Origin of the sequence: Pseudomonas sp. PDM16 (assembly GCF_014851865.1) — a bacterium.
Taxonomy (GTDB): Bacteria; Pseudomonadota; Gammaproteobacteria; order Pseudomonadales; family Pseudomonadaceae; genus Aquipseudomonas.
The window spans coordinates 1-22,903 of sequence record NZ_JACVAM010000010.1 but is presented as its reverse complement, the minus strand read 5'-3'; the positions used below and the strand labels follow the sequence as shown (position 1 = coordinate 22,903).

Here is a 22,903-nt window from a genome sequence, read left to right as displayed (position 1 = left end):
CCTCCAGGATGGCATCGGCGGTCTCGGCATCGACTGTCTCGGCCAGGGCCGGCAGGCGGGCCCACAGGCCTGGGGCCTCGAACACTTCATGGAGGACGAAGCGCATGTCGCGCAGCGGGGCGTTGTACTCGGGCATCGGTCACCTCGTTCGGAGCGCCGGACATGCATGTCCGGCGCATGGGGAATAAAAAGGGGTCGCCGTATGCAGCGACCCGTAGGGTCAGGCGGCCACCGAGTTACCGCCGACTATGGTTTTCGTGCTCAATGGCTGGAGGCCGCCGCAGCGCCGAGGCCGGTCTGGGCGCGGACGAACTGGTCGTCGAACGCTGCGCGCTCGCGAGCGGCCCGGGCACTCCGGTCCAGCCGGGACACCACCACGATGACCAGGAAGGCCAGTGGCATGGAGAACAGGGCAGGGTGGTCGTAGGGATAGATCGCCTGCTCGTGGCCCAGTACGGAGACCCATACCGCCGGCGACAGGATCACCAGTACCAGCGCGGTAACCAGTCCGGTGAAGCCTCCGGCCAGGGCACCGCGGGTCGTCAGGTTCTTCCAGTACATGGCCATGATCAGCACCGGGAAGTTGGTCGAGGCGGCAATGCCAAAGGTCAGGCCGACGAGGAAGGCAACGTTCTGCTTCTCGAAGAGAATGCCCAGGCCAATGGCGACTACACCCAGTGCCACGGTGGCGATGCGAGTTACGCGCATCTCGTCCCTTTCGCTCGCGGCACCCTTCTTCAGCACGGTGGCATAGAGGTCATGGGAAATGGCCGATGCACCTGCCAGAGCCAGGCCGGCCACCACTGCGAGGATGGTGGCGAAGGCCACTGCCGAGAGGAAGCCGAGGAACAGGTTACCGCCCACCGCCTTGGCCAGGTGCATGGCGACCATGTTGCCGCCACCGATCAGCACGCCCTTGATGTCACCGTCGACGAAGAATTGCGGGTCGGTGCCGACGATCACGATGGCGCTGTAGCCCAGCACCATCACGACCAGGAAGAAGAAGCCGATGAAGCCGGTGGCGTAGAACACCGATTTACGCGCTTCCTTGGCATTGGGCACGGTGAAGAAGCGCATCAGGATGTGGGGCAGTCCGGCGATGCCAAACACCAGTCCGAGGGACAGCGAGGCAGCGTTGATCGGGTCGGCCAGCATCGAGCCGGGGCCCATGATGTCCCAGCCGATCGCATGAGCCTCGACTGCGCGGCTGGCCAGGTTTTCCAGGCTGAAGCCGAACTCGGCCAGTGCCAGTACGGCCAGGGTGGTGCCGCCAGCGAGCAGCAGGACGGCCTTGATGATCTGAACCCAGGTCGTGGCGATCATGCCGCCGAAGATCACGTAGACCAGCATGAGCACGCCCACCACCATGACCGCCGTGGTGTAGTCGAGACCGAACAGCAGCTTGATCAGCTGACCCGCGCCGACCATTTGCACCACCAGGTAGCAGCAGACTACCGTCAGCGAGCCGAAGGCGGCGAAGGTGCGAATCTGCGTCTGGTCCAGGCGATAGGAAACGATGTCGGCGAAGGTATAGCGTCCCAGGTTGCGCAGGCGTTCCGCCATCAGGAAGGTGATGATCGGCCAGCCGACAAAGAACGCCACGGTGTAGACGAAACCGTCATAGCCCTTGGCGAATACCAGGCTGGAAAGCCCCAGCAGGGTGGCCGCGGACATGTAGTCCCCGGCGATCGCCAGACCGTTCTGGAAGCCACTGATCCCACCTCCCGCGGTGTAGAAGTCGGCGGTCGATTTGGTCTGCCGGGCGGCCCACCAGGTGATCGCCAGCGTGGCCATGACGAAGACGAAGAACATGGCGATGGCGTGCAGATTGATCGGTTGCTGCTCCGCGACGATCGGGGCGGCAAAGGCGCTGCAGGGGGCCAGCAGCAGACTGGCCAGGCCGAGAGTGCGCAGGCGCATCATTTCAGCTCCTCCAGCAGGTCGGCGCCGAGGGCGTCGAAGCGGGTATTGGCGCGGTAGACGTACCAGCCGGTGCACAGCCAGGACAGCACGATGACCGCTGCGGCCACTGGAATCCCCACCGTCATCTGACGGCCTTCGGCCACAGGGCTGTGCAGCAGGTCAGGCTGAAAAGCGACCACCAGCATGAACAGGTAGTAGGCCCCAAGCACGGCGGCACTCAACGACCAGGCCAGGCGCGAGCGGCTTCGTACCAGGTATTGGAACTTGGGATTGGCGCGGATGCGATCGCAACTCTGCGCGTGGGACAGTTCAGCGTTGGTCATAGGGATGGCTCCTTGTTTTTGTTGTTGCCGAGGTTGTAGTGCCGTTTTGCGGGCGAAGGACGCCAGGGCGACTGGCTGGAGCCGGTCGCCTGGTGCCACTCGTGGGGGTTACAGTGCTTTGGCCATGTCGCGCAGGACGTACTTCTGGATCTTCCCGGTCGAGGTCTTCGGCAATACGGTGAAGACCACCGTGCGGGGAACCTTGAAGCCGGCCAGGTGATCTCGGCAGAAACCGATGATGTCCATCTCGCGCACCGACTGGTGGTCGGCCTTGAGGGTGATGAAGGCGCACGGGGTCTCGCCCCATTTCTCATCCGGTCGTGCGACCACGGCTGCTTCCAGAACGGCCGGATGCCGATAGAGCACGCCTTCGAGCTCGATGGTGGAGATGTTCTCGCCACCGGAGATGATGATGTCCTTCAGGCGGTCCTTGATTTCCACGTAGCCGTCCGGGTGGCATACCGCGAGATCACCGGTATGGAACCAGCCGCCGCCGAAGGCCTCGGCCGTGGCGCTGGGGTTCTTCAGGTAACCCTTCATCACGGTATTGCCGCGCATGAAGATCTCGCCGATGGTCTGGCCGTCGCGTGGCGTTGGTTCGAGGGTCTTCGGATCGCCGACCATCACTCCTTCGAGGGTCGGGTAGCGAACACCCTGGCGTGCCTTGATTTCGGCACGCTGCTCCAGTGGCAGGGCGTCCCATTCCTCATGCCAGGCACACAGGGTCACCGGGCCATAGACCTCGGTCAGACCGTAGACGTGGGTGACGCGGATGCCCATCTCTTCCACGGCACCGATCACCTTGGCTGGCGGTGCCGCCCCGGCGACCATCGCGTTGACGGGGTGGTCGATGGCCGCCTTGGCTTCGGCCGGCATATTGACCAGGGCATTGAGCACGATGGGGGCGCCGCATAGGTGCGTGACTTGCTCGTCCCGAATCAGGTTGAGGATCTTCTGCGGGTCGACGCGGCGCAGGAACACATGCACCCCCGCCAACGCAGTGATGGTCCAGGGGTAGCACCAGCCATTGCAATGGAACATCGGCAGGGTCCACAGATAGACCGGGTGATTGCCCATGGCCCAGGTCATCTGGTTGCCCAGGGAATTCAAGTAGGCACCGCGGTGGTGGTAGACCACCCCCTTGGGGTTGCCGGTCGTGCCTGAGGTGTAGTTCAGGCTGATTGCCTGCCACTCGTCGTCCGGCCACTGCCAGGCGAACTCGGGGTCACCTTCGGCGAGGAACGCCTCGTAGTCCAGATCGCTGACCGCCTGGCCCTCGCCATATTCCGGATCGTCGACGTCGATCACCAGCGGTGGGTGGTCGAGCATGCCGATGGCTGCATGGATGACGTCGAAGAACTCGCGATCGGCTATCACCACCTTGGCTTCGCCGTGCTGCAGCATGAAGGCGATCGCCTCGGCATCCAGGCGCACGTTGAGGGTGTTGAGCACCGCACCGATCATCGGCACGCCGAAATGTGCCTCGAGCATGGCCGGGATGTTCGGCAGCATCACTGCCACCGTGTCGCCTTTGCCGATTCCTCGTCCTGCCAGTGCAGAGGCCAGGCGCCTGCAACGGACATAGGTTTCCGCCCAGGTGCGGCGGATGGAACCATGGATCACGGCCGGGTAGTTCGGATAGACGCTGGCGGTGCGCTCGATGAAGCTGAGCGGCGAGAGGGCGATGTGGTTCACGGCTGCAGGGGCAAGACCCTGTTCGAAGATCGACATGCTGGGCATCCGGTGGCTGATTGTTAGCTCTGATTTGTCTGCTTTTTTTCGCGAGATAGGGCGAACGGCAGATCATTCGACGGATTTTATACATCAAGTCGTAGCGAGTATGGAATTACTACCTGAGTAGTATAGTATTTTTACTATATTAATTTGATTTAGACAGAAGGTGTACAGCCTAGGTGTGAGGCATGGATATATGCTGTCGTCGTTTTCCATATGGAGCCCTCGATGAGTCTGAATCCGGTCCGCCTGCATACCTGGCTGCGCCTGCAGCGCGAGGGCGTGTCGTTATCCGCCCGCGCCGATGCTCTGTGCCGAGCGCTGCGGGGTTGCCCCGAGGTGCAGCAGGCCTATTACCTGAGCTGGCTGGAGGGCGTCGGCATATACGGCCATGAGGGTAGCGGTCAGCAGCTACCCCCAGGGCAGGGTGACCCATCGCTGGCCAGCGATCAGGTGCTGTTCGATCTCCTGATGGGTGAGGGGCGGCTGAGCCTGGAGCGTGTACGCGGCCTCGATTGCTGGTTGTCAGGTCGCTTGCGCAGGGCGGCGATCAGTCATGGCCAGGTGTTTGCCCTCGCCTTGCAACCCGGCCTGCACGGCCTGTTGCTGGTGGATGTTCGTGACGGCGTCAGCCTAGACTGGATGGGCTGGGTGCAGGAGCTGCTCTCGACGCTGCTGGCGATGTCCAGCGACCTGCTGAGGGCCTCCCCGCTGCTCGGCCACGATCCACAGCCCAGCCTGCTGCTGGATGCCGAGGGTGACCCGCTGGAACTCAATGCGGCCTTGCTGGCGCTGCTGGCCGATCAGCCGCCCGGCTCGGTGGTGCGTTTCCTGCCGGTCAACCACGTCTCGCTGGTGCGGGCTTGTCTCGATCAGTGTCGGGCCGTTGAGGAGGTTGAGGCGCAATGCGACGGACGGATACTGATCTGGAGCTTCATTCCCGACCCTCAGGAGCGGCGTGTGCTGGCTCGCTGCCGCGAAGCCACCGAGCAGGTTCTGGCCGAGCGTGAGGCGGCCAAGGCCAGGCGCCTGTATCGACTGATCACCGAGAACACGACTGACCTGATTTCCCGGCATACCCCCGATGGCTGCTTTCTCGACGCATCCCCGGCCTCGTGGACCCTGCTCGGCTACTGGCCGGAGGAGTTACGCGGCCAGCTGGCTCAGAAACTGTTCCACGCTCAGGATCTGGCACAGCTGATCCAGCGCGCCCGCGACGCTCTGGAGACCGACGGTTACCACACGATGACCTATCGCATTCGCCATAGGGATGGGCGCTACCTGTGGTTCGAGACTGCCAGCCGAGCGATTCGCGAAACCTACACCGGAACGGTGGTCGAGGTGGTGAGCGTGTCGCGTGACATCACCGCACGGGTGCAGGCCGAAGAGAACAAGCGGCGGCTGGCCGAAGTGGTCGAGGCCAATACCGATCCTGTGCTGTTCATCGACTCGGACGACCAGATCACCTACCTCAATCCAGCGGCCCGCAACGTCCTGCAACTGGACGAAGAGCAGCCGATGCCTGCGCTCGCGGCGCTGTTCGCCCAGGACGATCTGGTTCGCCTGCAGGCTGGGCGCGACAAGGCTCAGCAGACGGGCGTCTGGAGTCACGACTCCCGCCTGCAGCCTCCTTCGGGGGGCGCCTCGGTGCCGGTATCCCTGGTTCTGTTGGCCCATCGTGCTGCGGGAGGAGAGCGGTACTACTCGCTGGTCGCGCGCGACATGACCGAGCGAGAGCTGCGGGAGGTACAGCAGCGACGCCACCAGGACGAGCTGGCGCACACCGCGCGACTGGTGACCCTGGGGGAGCTGGCTTCCGGCATAGCCCACGAGATCAACCAGCCGCTGGCTGCCGTGGTCAACTATGCCAGCGCCAGCCAGCGCTACCTGCAGTCTCTGGATCGCAACCCGCAGGCAGCCGAACGCGTGGCCCAGGGGCTGGAGCGCATCACCGAGCTTGCCAACCATGCCTCCGAGGTGATCAAGCGCTTGCGTGGTTTCCTGCGCAAGGGCCAGCGGCGCATGCAGGCGCTGGATGTGGCCGAGGTGGCCCGGGAGGCAGTACGCCTGTGCGCCTGGGAGGCGTCGGCCTGCCTGGTGGTGATCGAGGAGCAATTGCCCGACAATCTGCCGCCGGTATACGCCGATCGGGTTCTGCTGGAACAGGTTCTGCTCAACCTGCTGCGCAATGCCATCGACGCCAATCGGGAAACCCATGCAGGGTGTTCGTCGCGCATCATTCTCGCGGCCAGCCATGTGCCGGGTGGTGAAGTACAGGTGGATGTGCGCGACCAGGGGCCGGGGCTCGATGATGCGGAACTCGAGCGAGTGTTCACGCCGTTTTACACCAGCAAGCCAGATGGCCTGGGTCTGGGGCTTTCGATGAGCCGCAGCATCATCGAGGGATTCGGTGGAGCGCTGGATGGGCAGCGTCTGCCCGACGGCGGGTTGCTGATGCGTTGCCGGCTGCCCTTACAGTGATAACAACAATGAGGACGACGGGATGACTGCTGCCAAGCAGGTGGTGTATGTGGTGGACGATGACCAGGGAATGCTCGATTCCACGGTCTGGCTGCTCGAGTCGGTAGGCTTGCAGGCGATTCCCTTTACCAGTGGCCGGGCATTTCTCGATGCTTGCGATGCGGACCTGAATGCTTGTGTGCTGCTGGATGTCCGCATGCCCGGAATGGGCGGGTTGAATGTGCAGGAAGAGATGCGTACACGAGGCAACGTCTTGCCCATCATCTTTGTCAGTGGTCATGCCGATGTTCCCATCGTGGTTCGGGCGTTCAAGGCCGGTGCCTGCGACTTCATCGAGAAGCCGTACAACGAGCAGCTGTTGCTCGACAGCGTTCAGCAGGCCTTGAGCCGCTTCGAACATAGCCGTTCCGGCAACAGCGATCACGACGGCCTGTTGAGCAGGTTGGCCAGCCTGACGCCGCGCGAGCGCGATGTGCTGTTGCCTCTGGTACAGGGCTATACCAATCGGGAAATTGCCGAGCAGCTGGATATCAGTGTGAAGACGGTCGACCTCTACCGCTCCCGCGTCATGAAGCGAATGCAGGCAGAGCGCCTGGCCGATCTGGTCGGCATGGCGATTGCCGTAAAGCTGATCGATCCTCTGCATCTGAGGTAGGACAGCGACGGTGGCGGCTGGACGGCCTGCCTCGTTCGCCCTGCCATTCTGCAGCAGCCAGATATCTCGATGTCATGGTGGTGCATCGCTCCTCGACTTATCGGGCCCCGCCACCGGGGGGGGGGCGGTCATCGGGGAGGGCTGGACGTTGGAACCTGCGACCCGATTGCTTCCAGGCACAGCCATCCGACAATCAGGAAAAACGAGCCGCCTAGTACGCCGATGAATGTCATGTCCGTGCCCTTGATATTGGTCGATCTGCTGGGATGACCGCGAGGGCTGCAGGGAAGTTTCAGCAATATTCACGGCGATCCGAGTCGCGCCCGAATACCAAGAAATGGTGGTCGCCAACCCGCTGCTTCCGTCCCCCCACTCGCGCCACCAGACGCCTGTCTGCACGTGCGATGCGTTACGCCTCCATTCATCGACAGAAGGTGATTTTTACGGAACATTGGCTGCTGCCAGACGCCATAGATTCGGTGCTCTTTCGCAGGAATCTGCCATGAACCGCCTACTTGCCCTGTTTGCTCTGCTTCCAGTGTTTCTATGTGCACCAGCTCTGTCCGCAAGCCAGACCAGGAGCTTCGGCTGGGTCGAGGAGGGGCTGCTGCTGCCTGAAAGCGTATCCCTCAAGCTCAAGCTGGATACGGGAGCGCTCACCTCGTCCGTCGATGCATCCGAGATTGAACGCTTCGATAAGGATGGTGAGACATGGGTGAAATTCAGCGTCGAGGTGAAGGACAGCAATACCGACGAACTGGTGAGCATTCCGTTCGAGCGCAAGGTGATACGCAACATCAAGGTGAGGGGCGCTGGCGGGGCCGACCGCCGTCCGGTGGTGCGCTTGAAGATGTGCATAGGTAACAAGATCTACGACGAGGAATTCTCCCTCAACAACCGAAGCAAGATGCTCTACCCGGTCCTGATCGGGCGGCGCACGCTGGAAAGGCTGGGAACGGTGGACGTCACGCAGACCTTCACCGTCGAGCCTAAGTGCAAAGCTGCTTGATGCTTTCGGTCGAAATCCCGACTGGCAGTGTCTGTCGCAGATAGCCGAGCAGAGCTCGTCTGGTCGAGGATGAGCGCCTTGATCGCCGTCAAGCCCTGGGTGAATCAAGGCCGCGTGATGATCAGCCTATTTACCCCGTCCAGTATCCTTTGAGGTCCGGATAGCCCTCCTTAGGCTGGGATTCCCCTGATCCCAACCTGAGGATGACCCAATGGATTTCTCCTTTAGCCCCAAGGTGGAGGAGCTGCGCCTGCGACTGCAGCACTTCATGGACACCCACGTGGTTCCGCGCCACGGCCAGTGGTTGGCCGAGGTTCGTGATGGGCAGTTTCCGGTCTCATTCATGGCCGATCTCAAGGCCCTGGCGCGCAGCGAGGGCTTGTGGAACCTGTTCCTGCCGACACTGGGCAGTGACGAGCCAGGGACGAGGCTGAGTAACCTGGAGTACGCCCCCCTGGCGGAAATCATGGGCAGGGTTCCGTGGGCGTCGGAAGTGTTCAATTGCAGCGCTCCCGATACCGGCAATATGGAACTGCTGCATTTGTTTGCGACACCCGAGCAGCGCCAGGACTGGCTCAATCCTCTCCTGGAGGGCGAGATCCGCTCGGCATTCGCGATGAGCGAGCCTGACATTGCGTCCTCGGACGCCAGCAATGTGCAGACCCTTATTCGCCGGGATGGCGATCACTACGTGCTCAATGGTCGCAAATGGTTCATCACCAATGCCTCTCACCCTCGGTGTCGGCTGCTGCTGGTGATGGGCAAGACCGATCCCGAGGCCGAGCCGCACAGGCAGCAGAGCATCATCCTGGTGCCGTTCGACACGCCGGGGGTGCGGGTGCTGCGCAACATTCCGGTGCTCAACCATCTCTCTCCCGAGGGGCATTCGGAGATTCTTCTGCGCGACGTCCGGGTGCCTGCGGTCAATCTGCTCGGGCGAGAGGGGGATGGCTTCATGATGGCCCAGGCACGGCTGGGGCCCGGGCGGGTTCACCACTGCATGCGGGCCATCGGCATGGCCGAATTGGCGTTGCAGCTGATGCTGGAACGCTGCCAGGAGCGGTGCGTATTTGGCCGTCATCTATCGCAGTACGCGAACATCGGCGACTGGATCGGAGAGTCTCGCCTGGATATCGAACAGGCGCGTCTGCTGGTGCTGAAGACTGCGTGGATGCTCGATGAGGTCGGAGCCAAGGTCGCGCGCAGGGAAATAGCGATGATCAAGGCTCAGATACCTCGGGTGCTTTGCCGGGTGGTGGATCGTGCGATGCAGGTATTCGGGGCGATGGGGATGAGCCCTGATACCCCGCTGGCGGATTTCTTCACCTGGGGACGTGCGCTGAGATTCGCGGATGGTCCTGACGAAGTTCATCTACGCAGCCTGGCCAGATGGGAGCTCGGCGAGAGTTCTACCCGCTTTGGGCAGTCGGCTGCCTATCTGACTCCATTCGCCTCCTGAACCGGTCGTATCAGCAGCGCGGTGCGAACCCTACCCCGGAGAGGGATGGCCGGGGAGCGGCTTGATTGCAGTCAAGGCGCGGGCAGCCGGCCTGCCTAGAGTATCGCGACACCCCAAGCACTAGAGGTCGAGTCATGCATCTGGTATGCCCGGCGGGCAGTCTGCCTGCCCTGAAAGCTGCACTGCAGCAGGGGGCTGACGCCATCTATGTTGGTTTTCGAGATGACACCAACGCACGCCACTTCGCAGGGCTCAACCTGGGCGAGCGGCAGCTGGACACCGGTCTCCAGCTGATACGTCGTGCCGGGCGGCAACTCTACGTGGCGGTCAACACCTATGCCCAGCCAGGTGGCTGGGAACGCTGGCAGCGTGCTGTGGACCGTGCCGCTGACCTGGGGGTGGATGCGCTGATCGCCGCCGACCCTGGCGTGCTGGCCTATGCCTGTCGGCGCCACCCCGATCTGAATTTGCATCTCTCGGTCCAGGGCTCGGCTACCAACGCTGCCGCGCTGGCGTTCTACCAGCAGCGCTACAACATCCGACGTGCCGTGCTGCCTCGCGTACTCTCGCTGGCCCAGGTGCGCCAACTGGCGGAGAAATGCACGGTACCGCTGGAGGTCTTCGCCTTCGGCAGCCTGTGCATCATGGCCGAGGGCCGCTGCCACCTGTCTTCCTACGTCACCGGTGAGTCGCCCAACCTCTGCGGGGTGTGCTCGCCAGCCAAGGCGGTCCGTTGGCAGGAGGATGCCCAGGGGCTGAGTTCGCGCCTGGGGGGCGTGCTGATCGATCGCTATTCCCCGACGGAGTCCGCCGGTTACCCGACCCTGTGCAAGGGGCGTTTCGTGGTGGACGGCAACCGTTTCCATGCGCTGGAAGAGCCGACCAGCTTGAACACCCTGGACCTGATTCCGGAGCTGGTGGGCATGGGTATCGCCGCCGTGAAGATCGAGGGCCGCCAGCGCAGCCCCGCTTATGTCGAACAGGTGACCAGGGTCTGGCGTGAGGCACTGGATGCCTATGCACGGGCACCGCGGCAGTTCGCCGTGCAAGAACAGTGGCGCAAGGCGCTGGATGGGCTATCCGAAGGCAGCCAGACCACGCTCGGCGCCTACCACAGATCCTGGCAGTGAGGTCGATATGAAGCTGAGTCTGGGTCCCGTGCTGTTCTACTGGAGCCGCGAGAGGTTGCTGAATTTCTATGCCGATATGGCGGAGCAGCCGCTGGACATCATCTACCTGGGCGAGACGGTCTGCTCCAAACGCCGGGCCATGTCGCTCGATGGTTGGCTGGGGCTGGCGCGCGAGCTGCGCGAGTGCAGCCGTGCGGAGTTGGTGCTCTCCGGCCTGACGCTGGTCGAGGCGTCGTCCGAGCTGTCCAGCCTGAAACGCCTGTGCGATAACGGCGAGTTGCTGGTGGAGGCGAACGACATCGGCGCCGTGCAGCTGCTGCGTGAACGCAACGCACCGTTCGTGGCCGGGCCGGCACTCAATCTGTACAACGCCCATGCGCTGAGTGAGCTGATCGATTGCGGCCTGCGGCGCTGGGTGCCGCCCGTGGAAATCTCGCGGCACCTGCTGCAGGACTGCCTGCATCAGCTGGACGTGCTGGGGCGGCAACGGCCTCAGGTCGAGCTGTTCGCCTATGGCCACCTGCCCCTGGCCTATTCGGCCCGTTGCTTCACCGCGCGAGCAGAGAACCGGCCCAAGGATGACTGTCGTTTCTGTTGCCTGAACTATCCCGAGGGCATCCCCATGTACAGCCAGGAAAACCAGGCGCTGTTCACGCTCAATGGCATCCAGACCATGTCTGCCGAAGTCTGCAACCTGCTTCCGGACTATCCGGAGATGGCGGCGACCGGTATCGACGTATTGCGCCTGAGCCCTCGCTACGAAGGCATGGCCAGCATCATTCAGTCCTTCGCCGAGGTCCGTGCCGGCTCGATGCCGCCTTTGGCGCTGGATGGTTGCAATGGGTATTGGCATGGCCAGCCGGGCATGTTGCGAATCGATGGAGCCGAACTATGAACCTTGTCAGCCTGGCGTTACGCGTGGGTGAGCCCCTTCTGCCGCTTGGGCGACACCTGCCCTTTGTCCTGCAGCGCGAGCTGATGGAGCGAGCCGTGGCGAAAGTGTTCGCCGAGCCGCTTGCCGATGGTTCATTCAACCTTCTCGAGGGCCGCTGGCTGCGTCTGGAGATATCCGATCTCCAGCTGGCCTGGTGCCTGACCTACGACGGCGTGCGCCTGCGCATAGAAGAGCGGGCCTCCGGAGACGTTTGCATCCGTGGCCGCTGGCGGGAGTTCCTCCTGCTGGCCAGCCGTCAGGAAGACCCGGACACCCTGTTCTTCCGACGCCGATTGGTGATCGAGGGCGATACTGACCTGGGACTGGGAGTGAAGAACCTGCTGGACGGGCTGGACCCGGATCAGCTTCCGCCCCGGCTCTGGCTCCTGCTTCGCCGGATGGGCGAAGAGGTTCGGCAAGCTTCCGCCTGAGGGTGCCTCAGTCATCGACGGTGACGAGGGGACGGAATTGCATCTCCTCGCTATCCAGCAGCCTGACGACTTCCAGGTACGCCTCGTCGACTGTCTCGCTGGAGAAGTCTTCTCCGTAGCGTTTCTTCAGGCCTTGCTCGCTGAGGACCAGGTGGACACTGGCCTGTACGTCGTGCTGGTCGAGACAGCCGCGCACGCACTGCAGGCGGCAACCATCTATGGCCAGGATGGGGCGGCCACTGTTGGCCGTGCTGACCAGTGACGACACGCGCCCGCCAACACCGGCGATGCAGGACATCTCGGCCAGGCCGGCACGGTCCAGGCGAACGGCAATGGTGTTGGCGAGTTGTGCGACGTTGGAACAGCCGGAGCAGGAGTACACGAGGGGCAGTTTCGGGTTTTTCATGGGGGACTCCTGGTCGGCGTTGCCTGCGGACTACTCCTGGTAGCTGACGAGGCTGGGGCGATCGAGAACGCGGATGACACGACGCTCCATCGCGATGAGGCCTGCGTCGATCATCCGGTGCAGGATTCGCGAGAAGGTCTCCGGCTGAATGCCGAGCTGCGAGGCGATCATGCGTTTTGGCACGCTCAGTCGTATCTGCCCGGCGGGGCTTTCCTGCTCCTGGCAGAGATAGCGAACGACCCGGCGGCTTGCGTTGCCCAGGGCCAGGGTATCGATCTCGTTGAGCCTCTGGCTCAGCCGGGTGCTGAGGCTGGTCAGCAATTCCAGACAGGCCTTGGGCTGCTCTTCCAGCACACGCCGGTAGTGCGCGCCATCGATGCTGATCAGGCTGCTGGGTTTGAGTGCGTTGGCGGTCTCCGGATAGTTCCGGCTGCCGCTGAACAGCAGCGCCTCGGCGAAGCTCTGCCCCGGGGCAATGACTTCCACGAGCTTCTCCTGGCCCTCGGGCAATACCCGGGTCAGGGTGATCTGGCCTTCCAGCAGCAGATAGAAGCGGTCGGCCTCATCGCCCTGGTGGAAGAGCACGGAGCCCACCTCCAGGCGCCGGTGGATCGCCAGGCAGCAGATCTCCTGGAAGAGCGCCTCTGGCAGTCGGTCGAACAAGTGGTGTTGGCGCAGGAACGCCCGTGTCGAAGAATCGGTAAGCATGGTTCACCTCCATGGGCCAAATGGTAGGTGGGGTACCCTGGTGCTCCCATTCCTCCTAGGCACTACCTCCAAAGAGGTGGGCCGCTCTCGGTGAATGTCCCGCCGACGGTCTCAGCGCAGATGCTCCAGGGCCCATACCGCTGCCTCGACGCGTGAGCGCAGTCCCAGCTTGTGCAGCACGTTCTTCACATGGACCTTCACCGTGCCTTCGGCGATGCCGAGGGTGTTGCCGATCATCTTGTTGCTCAGTCCGGAAGCGATCCCCTTGAGTACCTGGTGCTCGCGCTCGGTCAGGTCCAGTGAGCCGGCGCTCTGCGGGGTACGCAGGGCTTGCGCCAGCACGGTGGCCAGCGAAGGGCTCACTACCAGGGTGCCACCCAGCACGTCACGCAGCCGTGCGATCAGTAGCTCGGGCTCCATGTCCTTGAGCAGATAGCCGTCGGCACCGAAGCGCATGGCGTCGCGTACGTCGCTCTCCGCATCGGAGACGGTGAACAGCAGGATCTTGCCGGCGAAGCCCTGGTCGCGCAGGCGCTTCAGCGTTTCCAGGCCTCCGAGCTGGGGCATGTTGTTGTCCAGCAGCACCAGGTCCGGCGCAAGCCTCAGGGCTTCGGCGCAGGCTTCCTCGCCATTGCTCGCTTCACCGACCACGACCAGATCGCTTTCCAGTTCGATCAGCTGGCGGATGCCACGGCGCATCATCGGGTGATCGTCGACCAGCATCAGGGTGTGGGCATTCATAGGGTGGCCTCATGTTTCAATTGCCCCAGAAACGCGGGGCTGAAGTGCAGCTCGACGCGTGTGCCCTGCTGCTCGCGGCAGGTGATGGTCAACCTGCCGCCGAGGCTGCGGGCGCGCTCGTGCATGATGTTCAGGCCGTGGTGCTGGCGCGGGTCGAAGCCCGGCGTGATGCCGATGCCGTCGTCTTCGATGAGCAGTTCCACTTCCTGGGCGCTTTGCCGCAGGCGCAGCCAGGCCTGGCTGGCCAGGGCATGGCGGGCACAGTTGGAAAGCGCCTCGCGAGCGATCTGCAGCAGGTGTATCTGTTCGGTGGCGGACAGGTTGAAGGCCAGCGGCGTGCTGTCGAACAACACGCGAATGGCGCCGCGCTCGGCGAACTCGCGCGCCGCATCATCGAGTGCCTGGGTGATGCCGCCGTCCTGGATCTGCAGGCGGAAGGTGGTGAGCAGTTCGCGTAGTTGGCGGTAGGCGTTGTTCAGACCATCCCGCAGCTCGTCGCTGACATCGAGAAGATGCTCGTCACTTTCACCTCGACGAATGAGTGTCTGCAGGCGGCTCACCTGCAGTTTCATGTAGGACAGGGCCTGGGCCAGGGAGTCATGCAGCTCGCGGGCGATGGTCGTGCGCTCGTCCAGCAGCAGCAGGCGATTGTCCTGTTCGCGTTGACGCTCCAGCGACAGTGAGGTGCCGACCAGGTGTGCCAGAGCCTGGATCAGCTCGCATTCCCAGGGGCGTGGTGGGTGGCCGTCGAGGTAGTGGGCACGCAGTTCGCCGAGGTTGTTGCCTTGCGAGCTGATGGGGTAGATCAGGCTGTTGGGGCCGCAGTGACGCTTGCAGTTGGAGCAGTCGTTGCGTGCGCAGATGTCCCTTTCCGCGCTGCCATGCAGGGCAAGCACATGCTCCACCGGCCCCTGGGATTCGCCTTTCAGGCACAGGCTCAGGCGCAGACCGGGCAGGCGCTGCTGAAAGCAGTCGATCAGGGTGTCGAGCTGGGCGGCGCTCGCCGTGGCACTGGCGAGGCTGCGGCTGCTCTGATAGAGCAGCTCGAGTGCCGCATTGCTCTGTGCCAACTGCTGGGTTTTCTCCGCGACGCGGGAGGCGAGGGTGCGATGGGATTCTTCGATGGCGTCGGCCATGGCGTTGAAGCTGTCCGCCATCCGCCCGAGTTCGTCGGTGGAGCGGTACTCGACCCGAGCATCGAGATCACCTGCGCGAAAGCGGTCGGTTGCGCTCAGCAGCTTCTGCAAGGGCCTGATCACGCTGTTCTGTAGCTCGAGCATGCCAACCAGCAGGATGATCACGGTCATCAGCAGTGATGCTCCCTGGATACTCTGCTGCCAGTTCTGGCGGTGCTCGCTCTGCCGCTGCAGCAACATGACGAACTGTTCGAGCCGTTCGACGAACAGCTCTGACTGTTGCTGGAAGACGCCGCTGTCGCGATGTTCGAGCGCTGGAAGCAGGTGCTCCTGCCATTGCCTCCGGATATCACCGTAGGCACGTGCGACCGGACTATCCTGGTCGTCTTCGATCATGTGCTTCAAAGTATCGCTGTTCAGGCGCCGCTGCATGTCGTCGCGCAGCAGGCCTATCTCCTGGGGCGCCGCGCTCGCTTCGAGCTGCCAGGCGAGGCGGTACGTAGCCATGCGCAGGGAGCCGGCAGTGTTGATGGCGGCCGCGTCATTCTCGCTGACCCAGGCGATCAGTACGGCGCTAAGTGCGCTGCATAGGGTGAGCGTGGCGATCAACAGGACCGAGAGGCCTGCGCGAGCGGGCAGGGAGCCCTTCAGCCAATCCAGCATGCTGGCCAACCTCCTGCTGAGTTCCGATGCAGTGTCGATTCCGTCAGATATCCCTCTGTCTTGGGCGGGGTATCTCTTTAGAGGTATCTGGCGAGGATCTTAGGACTCGGGTCGTCGCTGCCTCCTTGACGGGGATCAAGAAGGAAAGGATGTCGGCGCAGGAGGGGGAGTGAGGATACTCGTGGCCGGCGGGATGAAGCAGGCTCATTCGAGGTGTGGCGACTCGAGCGTCATCGGTCTGCCCGACATATCGGCCAACTGCCAGGCCAGCGGCTGCTGGCGATGGCCCTTCCATGGGCCAGGGAGCCGTCGAGGGCGTGTGCTAGATGGTGCGTGAGAAACGGCCGTTCTGACCTTCGCCCAGGTAGGCGTCGAATGCCATCGCCACACTGCGCATCATCAATTGCCCTTGCGGCAACAACACCAGTGCGTCTTCTGTTACCTCTACCAGATCATCGGCCAGATGTTCTTCGAGTCGCACCAGTGATTCGGCGAAGTATTCGAGGAAACGGATACCGTGGCGGGCCTCCACCTCGGCGTACTCGATCCGGCCGTGGCACATCAGGGCGCTGATCACATCACGCCTCAGCACGTCATCGGCGCTCAGGCGATAGCCGCGGTGCACCGGCAACATCCCCTGATCGATGCGGGCATAGTATTGCGAGAGCTCCTTGACGCTCTGGCTGTAGCTGTCGGCCACCTTGCTGATCGACGAGACGCCGAGGCCGATCAGGTCGCAGTCCGCATGGGTGGAGTAGCCCTGGAAGTTGCGTTGCAGGGTGCCCTGTTCGCGGGCCAGGCTCAGCTCGTCGTCCGGCAGGGCGAAGTGATCCATGCCGATGTAGACGTAACCCGCTGCGGTCAGGCGCTGGATGGTTAGCTCCAGCAGCTCGAGCTTGCGCTCCGGTGGCGGCATGTCTTCGCGGCGGATCAGGCGTTGTGCTCGCACCAGTTCGGGCAGGTGTGCATAGCTGTAGGCAGCGATGCGGTCCGGGCGCAGGGCGATGATCTTGCTCAGCGTGGTGTCGAAGCTGGCCACTGTCTGCAACGGCAGGCCATAGATCAGGTCGACCGATACGGATTTGAACCTGGCCTGGCGAGCGGCGCTGACCAGATCGTAGATCTGTTGCTCGCTCTGCACGCGATTGACGGCAGCCTGTACTTGCTCGTCGAAGTCCTGCACGCCGAAGCTCAGGCGGTTGAAGCCCTGTGCGCGCAGCTCGGTGATGCGTTCGAGGCTGATGGTCCGCGGGTCGACTTCGATGGAGAACTCGTGGTTGTCGCTCTCGTCGAGGTTGAAATGCTCGCGCAGGCAGCCCATCAGCTCGTCGAGTTGCTCGCTGGTCAGGTAGGTCGGAGTGCCACCGCCCAAGTGCAGTTGGGTCAGCTTGCGGGTTTGATCGAACAGTTGCGCCTGCATGGCGATTTCGCGCTTGAGGTACTCCAGATACTCGACGGCTCGGTGGGTCTTCTGCGTGATGATCTTGTTGCAGGCGCAGTAATAGCAGAGGCTCTTGCAGAACGGGATGTGGATATAGACAGACAGCTGTTTGGCCGGTGCCTGATTGCTCAGCGCGGCGGCCTGCAGATAGTCGTCCAGGGCAAAGGCCTGGTTGAACTGGGGCGCGGTGGGGTAGGAGGTATAGCGGGGGCCAGGTCGATCATATTTCTTGACCAGGGAACGGTCGAAGCTCAAGGCGTGTGTCATGTAAATCTACTCCTTCCAGACCTCTGCTCTACACAGGAGGTCTCTGCAACAGGCTAGGCGCACGGTTTGGCGCCTGGTGCTGCGGCACCTCGTAAGTGCCGCAGTCGATGTGTGTTTTTATAGCTGGCTAGCGAAGAGGACGTCTGACCGACGGTTTCCGTTCGTGAAGGTGTGGGAGGAGTCTCCCGCCAAAAAAAGTAGAGCGCCTGGTAGTGTTTTGCCGAGGTGTTGGTGGCTGATCGGCGTGGTAGTGACATGGTTCACGAACGCGGCAGGATCAGATTTGACCATGATCAAGTGAAGCTCAATCTCCCGCCGTACATTCATCCTGTCTTGTGTTCGCAGCAAGAAAAACGACTAGATGATGTGCCTCAGGAGGGTTGGAAATGAGTCCCGAGCAAATGCCTTATCGCCCGCAGAAGCTGATCAAGCGCGACGGTAGCGAGGTGTCTTTCGATATCGACAAGATCGAGCGCGCCATCGAGGCGGCAGGTCAGGCCACCAGGCAGTTCGGCGCCTATGAGGCGAAGGCTTTGGCCGATGCCGTGTTGTCCCGGTTGCTGGACTTCCAATGCCTGGCGGTGGAACAGGTGCAGGAGAAGGTCGAACTGATCCTCATGGAGGCCGGCTACTACACCACCGCCAGCGCCTACATAGTCCACCGGGAGCGCAATGCGCGGCAGCGCCCGTTGCAGTCCTGAGACTCCCTCAGGCGCTCCATCCCCAGAACTGCAGCCACCAGCAGTATCCCAGCAAGCCGTTGGCCAGCAGCAGGCCGGCCAGCGGCGCTACTTGCTGGTGCGCCGACAGCTTCTGGCAGATTCGCCAGCCAAGCCAGAGGCTCCAGCACGCTGCGCCGGCCAGAAGGGCTGCCCGCGCGGGTTGCACCCAGGTGAGCAGGAACCCTTCGTAGCGCAAGAGTTTGACGGTGGTGGAGGAGAGGCCGAGGAACAGGCCGAGCGCGCCGGGGGGAATGAGGCACAGGCTCAGGTGACGAGCGAAGGCAGCAGGCTGCCCGACCAGCCTGCTGCCGGTCTGCAGCAGGAGTTGCAGCGCGCCGCCCAGCAGCATGCTACTGGCGGCCAGATAGAGACAGATAGCCAGGCCATCGAGCCAGGTGAAGGCGTCGTTGTTCTGAGGGTAGTGAGTCAGCACCCACCAGGGGGCCGAGGCGTGAAGCGGCCAGAGAATGTCCTGCCCGACCAGCCATTCGGCCATGGTCTGCTTCAGCGTGATGAACCAGGGGCTGATGGTCCATTGAAATGCGCCGATGGCCAACCCGATGACGCCATACAGCAGCAGGCGAGGCTCCCAGTGGTTGTCCGTTTCATTGCCCTGCTCGACGATCTCCGAGCTGCTGGAGCGTGCGATCAGGCGAACCGCATTGCGTTGTCCGCTGCAACGTCCGCAGGCATGGCAGGCGGAAGCTCCGCGCATGCGGCGGATGTCCAGCAGCGGCCCGCAGTTGGGCGGAGGCAGATGGGGCGGGAGATTCTCTCGCCAGCGCTGTTCATCGACCTGGAAGTGCACCGGCGCCAGCCTCGCCAGCAAGGCGAAGACACCGCTGACAGGGCAGAGGTAGCGGCACCATACCCGCTTGCCACGGCCATAGAGGAAGCCCACCAGCATGGCGGCCAGGGTCGATCCCCCGAGGATGAGCAGGGCTGCCTGGGCGTAGTCGTAGACGCTGATCAGTTGGCCATACAGGGTGGTCAGCAGAAAGCCGACTGTCGGCCAGCCACCCCAGCGCATCCAGCGCGGCACGCCGCGCCCCCGCCCATGCTGGCTGGCCCATTCGGTCAGCGAGCCTTCAGGGCAGAACAGTCCACACCAGACGCGCCCGAACAGCACTATCGAGAGCAGTACGAAGGGCCACCAGATGCCCCAGAAAATGAACTGGGCCAGCAGCGTCAGGTTGTCCAGAATGCGCGCCTGATTGTCCGGCAGAGGAAGCGTTGCCGGAATCACCAGCAGGATGGCGTAGCTCATTACGACAGCCCACTGCGCTTTGCGGATGAGCCCGGCGCGACGCCTCATGGCGTCGCCCAGTGCGCCGAGCCAGCGATTCAGGCCTGCTGTCATACCAGGCCCCGAGGGGCTCCCTGCCGGTACTGCCGGGGAGTGCGCCGCCAGCAGTAGGCGAGCGTCCAGAAACCGGCGAGCAGAGCAACTGAGAGGATTGAAGGCATGGCCCGGTAGCCCGTCAGCCCTGCGATCATTCCGCCGACGCTGGAGCCGTCGTCCAGCCAGGCAGAGCTGTCCCACACGGGGTCGCCCAGCCAGCCGTAGAACTGGTCAGGCAGATCCATTCCCATCAGCTGCCCCGTGGCTCGATCAAGGGCGTTCATCAGCATGGCGCCGCCAAGCGAGATCATCAGTATTTCGCTGATGGCGAAGAAGCGGCGCCAGTCCATCATTCGGCTGCCCAACTGCAGCAAGGCGAAGCTCAATGCCCCGAGCAGTGCACCCAGCCCCGCTCCGAGCAGCATCCCGGATGCGCTGGTGGATCCGGCGGAGCCGTACAGAAAGATGGCAATCTCGCTACCTTCACGCGCCACGGCGATAGCGACCAGGGCTACCAGGCCACTGCGTCGACTCTGGTCCAGAGCATGTTCGGCACGTTCTTCCAGGCTTCCGCGCAGTTCCCGGCCGTTGTGGCGCATCCAGATCACCATCTGCAGGATCAGCACGCTGGCCGTGGCGCACATGGCCGCCTGGAACCATTCGCCGGCCTCTCCGCTCATCCAACTGCCCGCAAGGACCATCAGTGCGGCCAGCGCAACGGCCAGGGTGATACCGCCCAACACCCCGAGCCAGAGCAGGTGCGTGTATCGGTGCCGTTCCTGCTGCCGTTTCAGCCACGCGTAAAGCAGCCCGATGACCAGCAGGGCCTCGACGCTCTCGCGCCAGACAATCAGTAATGCCTGTTCCATATCTGCTTCCTACTGCGCCTCGATGTAGCCGCCGGGCAGATCGAGGTGGAATTCGTCGAAAAAGCTGTACCGACCAGGCTTTAGCGGATGGATCACGACAAACGAGGTGACGCCGGGGCTGAGCACCTTCTCCACCCGCAGGGGCAGGCTCTCGAACTCGATCGGCCCTTGGCCGACGTTGTGCACGATGATCTTGAAGCGCTGCCCAGCAGGCACGGTCAGGCGGGGTGGAGTGAAGTGACCGTCGCTGATCTGCAGCTCATAGGTCGGCAGCGGCGCTCCCCAGGCAGGAAGTGCCAGCATCAGCACGATGAGGGGAAGGATTTTCATGTGCTCTCCTGCGAGCAGGTGCGCTCCATGGCGCACCGGGCCAGCTCAGTAGCCGCCTTTCTTGCCGATGCCGGCGAAGGTGAAGCTGTACTCGAGCTCGCAGGGCTCGAACCAGGCCGCTACGCCGGTCTCCTTGTCGGTATGGCGACCGAAGGCGTGATGTCCGCCAGGAGGGGACACCTTGTAGGTGAGCTGGTACTGGCCGGGGCCGTCCAGTTTCAGGTTGTCGCCGTAGTGCGGTCCGTCGCTGGCGACCATCGCGTGGAAGTCCCCGCGCATCACCTTGTCGCTACCCATCCGTTGCAGGGTGTATGAGATGGAGAGATAGGGCACGAAGCTCCCCTCCTGAAAGCCGTGGCGGTTGTCTTCCAAGGCACTGATGTCCGCCTCCATGTGCACGTCTGATTCGGCGGCAGGGCGCATCATGCCCGGTGGGTCCATCTCGATCGGCTGCAGATAAACGGCACCGACTTCCATGCCAGCGCATTGTCGGGGCTCCCCGATGGGGTATTCCTTGGCCATGGTGGCGCCTGTGGCGAGAAGGAGGCAGAGGGGAAGCAGGGCAGTGGGCTTCATATGGGCTCCAGTTGAGAAGTGTTGGCGCCAGCGTATGAAGCTCAAAGCTAATCAGTAATGATTCTTGTCAATTTTGCGGAAAGGGACGGGGTGGAGTTGAGTTTGATCAACTGTAGAGCTGTACACGGTTGTACCTGGCGTCCGGCCATTCTGTTGATTGGTGGTGACAAGACTGGCGATGGCCGCTGGTATGAAACTAATGTCCCGCTGGCTGACCGTTTGTATGACGAACATCTGGAACAGCTTCGGAAGGAGGGCTTGATAGATGGCTAAGAAATTTGCAGAGCTACGCGCAAAGATGGGGCCTGAGTCTCAGGCCCGAGTCGAGATAAAGGCCCAGGAGCTGCTAGCTGAAATGCCGCTCAATGAGCTGCGTCAGGCTCGCGGTCTTTCACAGAAGGTGCTGGCTGAGGTCCTGCATGTACAGCAACCGTCGATTGCCAAACTGGAAAAGCGGACTGATATGTATATTTCCACCCTGCGCAGCCATATCGAGGCTATGGGTGGCCAGTTGGAAGTCATCGCCCGTTTCCCTGACGGCGCGGTGAAGATCAGTAACTTTGCCGAGATTGGTGCCGAAGCCTCCCCGACGTGATTCTTCGACAGCTTTTCGACACCCAAAGAAAAACCCCTGAATTTCTCTAGGAAAATCAGGGGTTTATTTGGTGGAGCCGGGGGGATTTGAACCAGCTTCTAGCTCTGTTCACTGATGGCCTTCATTGACCAATGCTGGTGAATCTGGGCCTCCCGATGTGGTCGATCTGGCTAAGGTTGGCATTCCTTGGTCTGTGATTTCGACACCTTTTCGACAGTCTCCCTAGACATTCTTACCTCCGCCCCCGTAGCTTTCTCTCTTGACGGCGCCGTCTGGTGCCACGGTCTTGGCGAGTGTCGCTTTTCATCCTGCCGCAAGTCGCGTTTGCCTCTCAGCGAAGCAGGAAAATCAAAAGCTTAGCTCGTAACAAGGAACGTTATGCGACACAAATGGCGGAAAACATTACCCCACTTTTGTCGCCTACTTATAGTTAGGCAACAAAATGGGACTCGACATCCATCTCGAAGCAGATAGCCGTCTTGCAACATCCGAAATAGCCAGAATTCTCGAAAAAATTGGCGCACACAATATTGAACTAACTGAACGGTCTGTTGATGCCTATTTTGAGTCTGGCCTTTCAGTAAGTGCCACAAAATCATCAGATGCAGCCATCTATGCAGAAGAAGCAAAGGGCTTATCTTTTCCTGTAGCAACACGCTGTTATTTCAGGGTAAAAGGCCCAGAGCCAGAGGGGCTTTCACCGCTGCGCGATTTAGAGCTATTTTTAAGGCGCATTTCTGCGGAGTGTGAAGCCCATTTTCTGGTTTCATTTCAATACGAATCACTTATGTACTGGCGTGACGGGTCAGGTTTGCATGTTGCCTAACAATGCGCTCAACTGCCGCTCACTTCGTTCGCTGGACAGTCAAAAGCTACGCTTTTGCCTGCCCGTTAGCTTAATCGTTAGAGGCAGCCAAGGATGAGCGTCTACTTCGAGAACGGATTTTCAGAGCCCAAGGCAATGATCCTCACCTTTGCGGGCTATATTTTCATCCTGTGCCTCCCCCTTGCCATTACATACATAGCAA

The 22,903-nt window shown here is 62.1% G+C and carries 23 protein-coding genes and 1 pseudogene; 11 read left to right on the top strand and 13 right to left on the bottom strand.

Going from position 1 to position 22,903, the window contains the following annotated elements:
- The 4 genes from IB234_RS23350 to IB234_RS23335 all read right to left on the bottom strand — a co-directional run.
- Positions 1 to 136: acyl-CoA dehydrogenase N-terminal domain-containing protein (locus IB234_RS23350; RefSeq protein ID WP_192322251.1), on the bottom strand; the 136-nt coding region annotated here is incomplete at its 3' end.
- Between the two features lie 125 nt (positions 137 to 261).
- On the bottom strand, positions 262 to 1,923 hold the full coding sequence (locus IB234_RS23345; RefSeq protein WP_225580777.1) for a cation acetate symporter: 1,662 nt from the start codon (positions 1,921 to 1,923) through the stop codon (positions 262 to 264).
- Positions 1,920 to 2,246: a DUF485 domain-containing protein gene (locus IB234_RS23340; protein ID WP_192322249.1), complete on the bottom strand. Its 327-nt coding sequence runs from the start codon at positions 2,244 to 2,246 to the stop codon at positions 1,920 to 1,922. The genes IB234_RS23345 and IB234_RS23340 overlap by 4 nt, the downstream gene beginning before the upstream one ends.
- Positions 2,247 to 2,354: 108 nt before the next feature.
- Entirely contained in the window at positions 2,355 to 3,977 is a 1,623-nt protein-coding gene (locus IB234_RS23335) for an acyl-CoA synthetase (protein WP_192322248.1), read from the bottom strand.
- A 231-nt stretch (positions 3,978 to 4,208) separates the two neighbouring features.
- Between IB234_RS23335 and IB234_RS23330 the strand changes: the two genes are divergently transcribed.
- From IB234_RS23330 to ubiT, 7 genes are all read left to right on the top strand, one after another.
- The gene (locus IB234_RS23330; RefSeq protein ID WP_192322247.1) at positions 4,209 to 6,461 is read left to right on the top strand and encodes a PAS domain S-box protein; all 2,253 of its coding nucleotides are present in this window, start codon (positions 4,209 to 4,211) and stop codon (positions 6,459 to 6,461) included.
- A 22-nt stretch (positions 6,462 to 6,483) separates the two neighbouring features.
- A complete protein-coding gene (locus tag IB234_RS23325; protein WP_192322246.1) occupies positions 6,484 to 7,116 on the top strand; it encodes a response regulator transcription factor in 633 nt (210 codons plus the stop codon).
- Between the two features lie 502 nt (positions 7,117 to 7,618).
- The gene (locus IB234_RS23320) at positions 7,619 to 8,125 is read left to right on the top strand and encodes an ATP-dependent zinc protease (RefSeq protein ID WP_192322245.1); all 507 of its coding nucleotides are present in this window, start codon (positions 7,619 to 7,621) and stop codon (positions 8,123 to 8,125) included.
- 211 nt (positions 8,126 to 8,336) lie between these two features.
- Positions 8,337 to 9,584 carry an acyl-CoA dehydrogenase family protein gene (locus tag IB234_RS23315; RefSeq protein ID WP_192322244.1) on the top strand — a complete coding sequence of 416 codons (1,248 nt, stop codon included), beginning with the start codon at positions 8,337 to 8,339 and terminating at the stop codon, positions 9,582 to 9,584.
- 134 nt (positions 9,585 to 9,718) lie between these two features.
- Complete coding sequence (ubiU, locus tag IB234_RS23310; RefSeq protein WP_192322243.1) at positions 9,719 to 10,714, top strand: ubiquinone anaerobic biosynthesis protein UbiU; 996 nt, start codon at positions 9,719 to 9,721, stop codon at positions 10,712 to 10,714.
- A 7-nt stretch (positions 10,715 to 10,721) separates the two neighbouring features.
- Positions 10,722 to 11,609, top strand: coding sequence for a U32 family peptidase (locus IB234_RS23305; protein ID WP_192322242.1), 888 nt, complete (start codon positions 10,722 to 10,724; stop codon positions 11,607 to 11,609).
- Entirely contained in the window at positions 11,606 to 12,079 is a 474-nt protein-coding gene (gene ubiT / locus IB234_RS23300; protein WP_192322241.1) for a ubiquinone anaerobic biosynthesis accessory factor UbiT, read from the top strand. Before IB234_RS23305 ends, ubiT begins: the two co-directional genes overlap by 4 nt.
- A gap of 7 nt (positions 12,080 to 12,086) precedes the next feature.
- On the opposite strand, the gene IB234_RS23295 is transcribed toward ubiT, so the two are convergent.
- The 5 genes from IB234_RS23295 to hemN all read right to left on the bottom strand — a co-directional run bounded on the left by IB234_RS23295 (position 12,087) and on the right by hemN (position 17,441).
- The gene (locus IB234_RS23295) at positions 12,087 to 12,485 is read right to left on the bottom strand and encodes a putative zinc-binding protein (RefSeq protein WP_192322240.1); all 399 of its coding nucleotides are present in this window, start codon (positions 12,483 to 12,485) and stop codon (positions 12,087 to 12,089) included.
- A gap of 30 nt (positions 12,486 to 12,515) precedes the next feature.
- Positions 12,516 to 13,193 carry a Crp/Fnr family transcriptional regulator gene (locus IB234_RS23290; protein ID WP_192322239.1) on the bottom strand — a complete coding sequence of 226 codons (678 nt, stop codon included), beginning with the start codon at positions 13,191 to 13,193 and terminating at the stop codon, positions 12,516 to 12,518.
- 111 nt (positions 13,194 to 13,304) lie between these two features.
- Positions 13,305 to 13,934 carry a two-component system response regulator NarL gene (gene narL / locus IB234_RS23285; RefSeq protein WP_192322238.1) on the bottom strand — a complete coding sequence of 210 codons (630 nt, stop codon included), beginning with the start codon at positions 13,932 to 13,934 and terminating at the stop codon, positions 13,305 to 13,307.
- Positions 13,931 to 15,733 (bottom strand): HAMP domain-containing protein, encoded by a 1,803-nt coding sequence (locus IB234_RS23280; protein ID WP_192322237.1) that lies wholly within the window; start codon positions 15,731 to 15,733, stop codon positions 13,931 to 13,933. The genes narL and IB234_RS23280 overlap by 4 nt, the downstream gene beginning before the upstream one ends.
- A 322-nt stretch (positions 15,734 to 16,055) precedes the next feature.
- Entirely contained in the window at positions 16,056 to 17,441 is a 1,386-nt protein-coding gene (gene hemN, locus IB234_RS23275; protein ID WP_192322236.1) for an oxygen-independent coproporphyrinogen III oxidase, read from the bottom strand.
- Between the two features lie 386 nt (positions 17,442 to 17,827).
- Between hemN and IB234_RS23270 the strand changes: the two genes are divergently transcribed.
- Entirely contained in the window at positions 17,828 to 18,142 is a 315-nt protein-coding gene (locus IB234_RS23270; protein WP_192322235.1) for an ATP cone domain-containing protein, read from the top strand.
- 7 nt (positions 18,143 to 18,149) lie between these two features.
- On the opposite strand, the gene IB234_RS23265 is transcribed toward IB234_RS23270, so the two are convergent.
- From IB234_RS23265 to IB234_RS23250, 4 genes are read right to left on the bottom strand one after another with little or no spacing between them, the layout of a single operon-like run.
- Positions 18,150 to 19,523 carry a 4Fe-4S binding protein gene (locus tag IB234_RS23265; protein WP_192322234.1) on the bottom strand — a complete coding sequence of 458 codons (1,374 nt, stop codon included), beginning with the start codon at positions 19,521 to 19,523 and terminating at the stop codon, positions 18,150 to 18,152.
- Positions 19,520 to 20,374 (bottom strand): FTR1 family iron permease, encoded by an 855-nt coding sequence (locus tag IB234_RS23260; protein WP_192322233.1) that lies wholly within the window; start codon positions 20,372 to 20,374, stop codon positions 19,520 to 19,522. The genes IB234_RS23265 and IB234_RS23260 overlap by 4 nt, the downstream gene beginning before the upstream one ends.
- Positions 20,375 to 20,383: 9 nt before the next feature.
- Positions 20,384 to 20,704: a cupredoxin domain-containing protein gene (locus IB234_RS23255; protein ID WP_192322232.1), complete on the bottom strand. Its 321-nt coding sequence runs from the start codon at positions 20,702 to 20,704 to the stop codon at positions 20,384 to 20,386.
- Between the two features lie 45 nt (positions 20,705 to 20,749).
- Entirely contained in the window at positions 20,750 to 21,280 is a 531-nt protein-coding gene (locus tag IB234_RS23250) for an iron transporter (protein WP_192322231.1), read from the bottom strand.
- Between the two features lie 138 nt (positions 21,281 to 21,418).
- On the opposite strand from IB234_RS23250, the pseudogene IB234_RS24065 reads away from it, so the two are divergent.
- The 3 genes and pseudogenes from IB234_RS24065 to IB234_RS23240 form a co-directional block, all read left to right on the top strand.
- Positions 21,419 to 21,553: pseudogene (locus tag IB234_RS24065) on the top strand (addiction module toxin RelE); the annotation flags it as partial.
- Positions 21,546 to 21,875: an XRE family transcriptional regulator gene (locus tag IB234_RS23245; protein WP_192322230.1), complete on the top strand. Its 330-nt coding sequence runs from the start codon at positions 21,546 to 21,548 to the stop codon at positions 21,873 to 21,875. The pseudogene IB234_RS24065 and the gene IB234_RS23245, both read left to right, overlap by 8 nt.
- 442 nt (positions 21,876 to 22,317) lie before the next feature.
- On the top strand, positions 22,318 to 22,701 hold the full coding sequence (locus IB234_RS23240) for a hypothetical protein (RefSeq protein WP_192322229.1): 384 nt from the start codon (positions 22,318 to 22,320) through the stop codon (positions 22,699 to 22,701).
- The last annotated feature ends 202 nt before the right edge of the window (positions 22,702 to 22,903 follow it).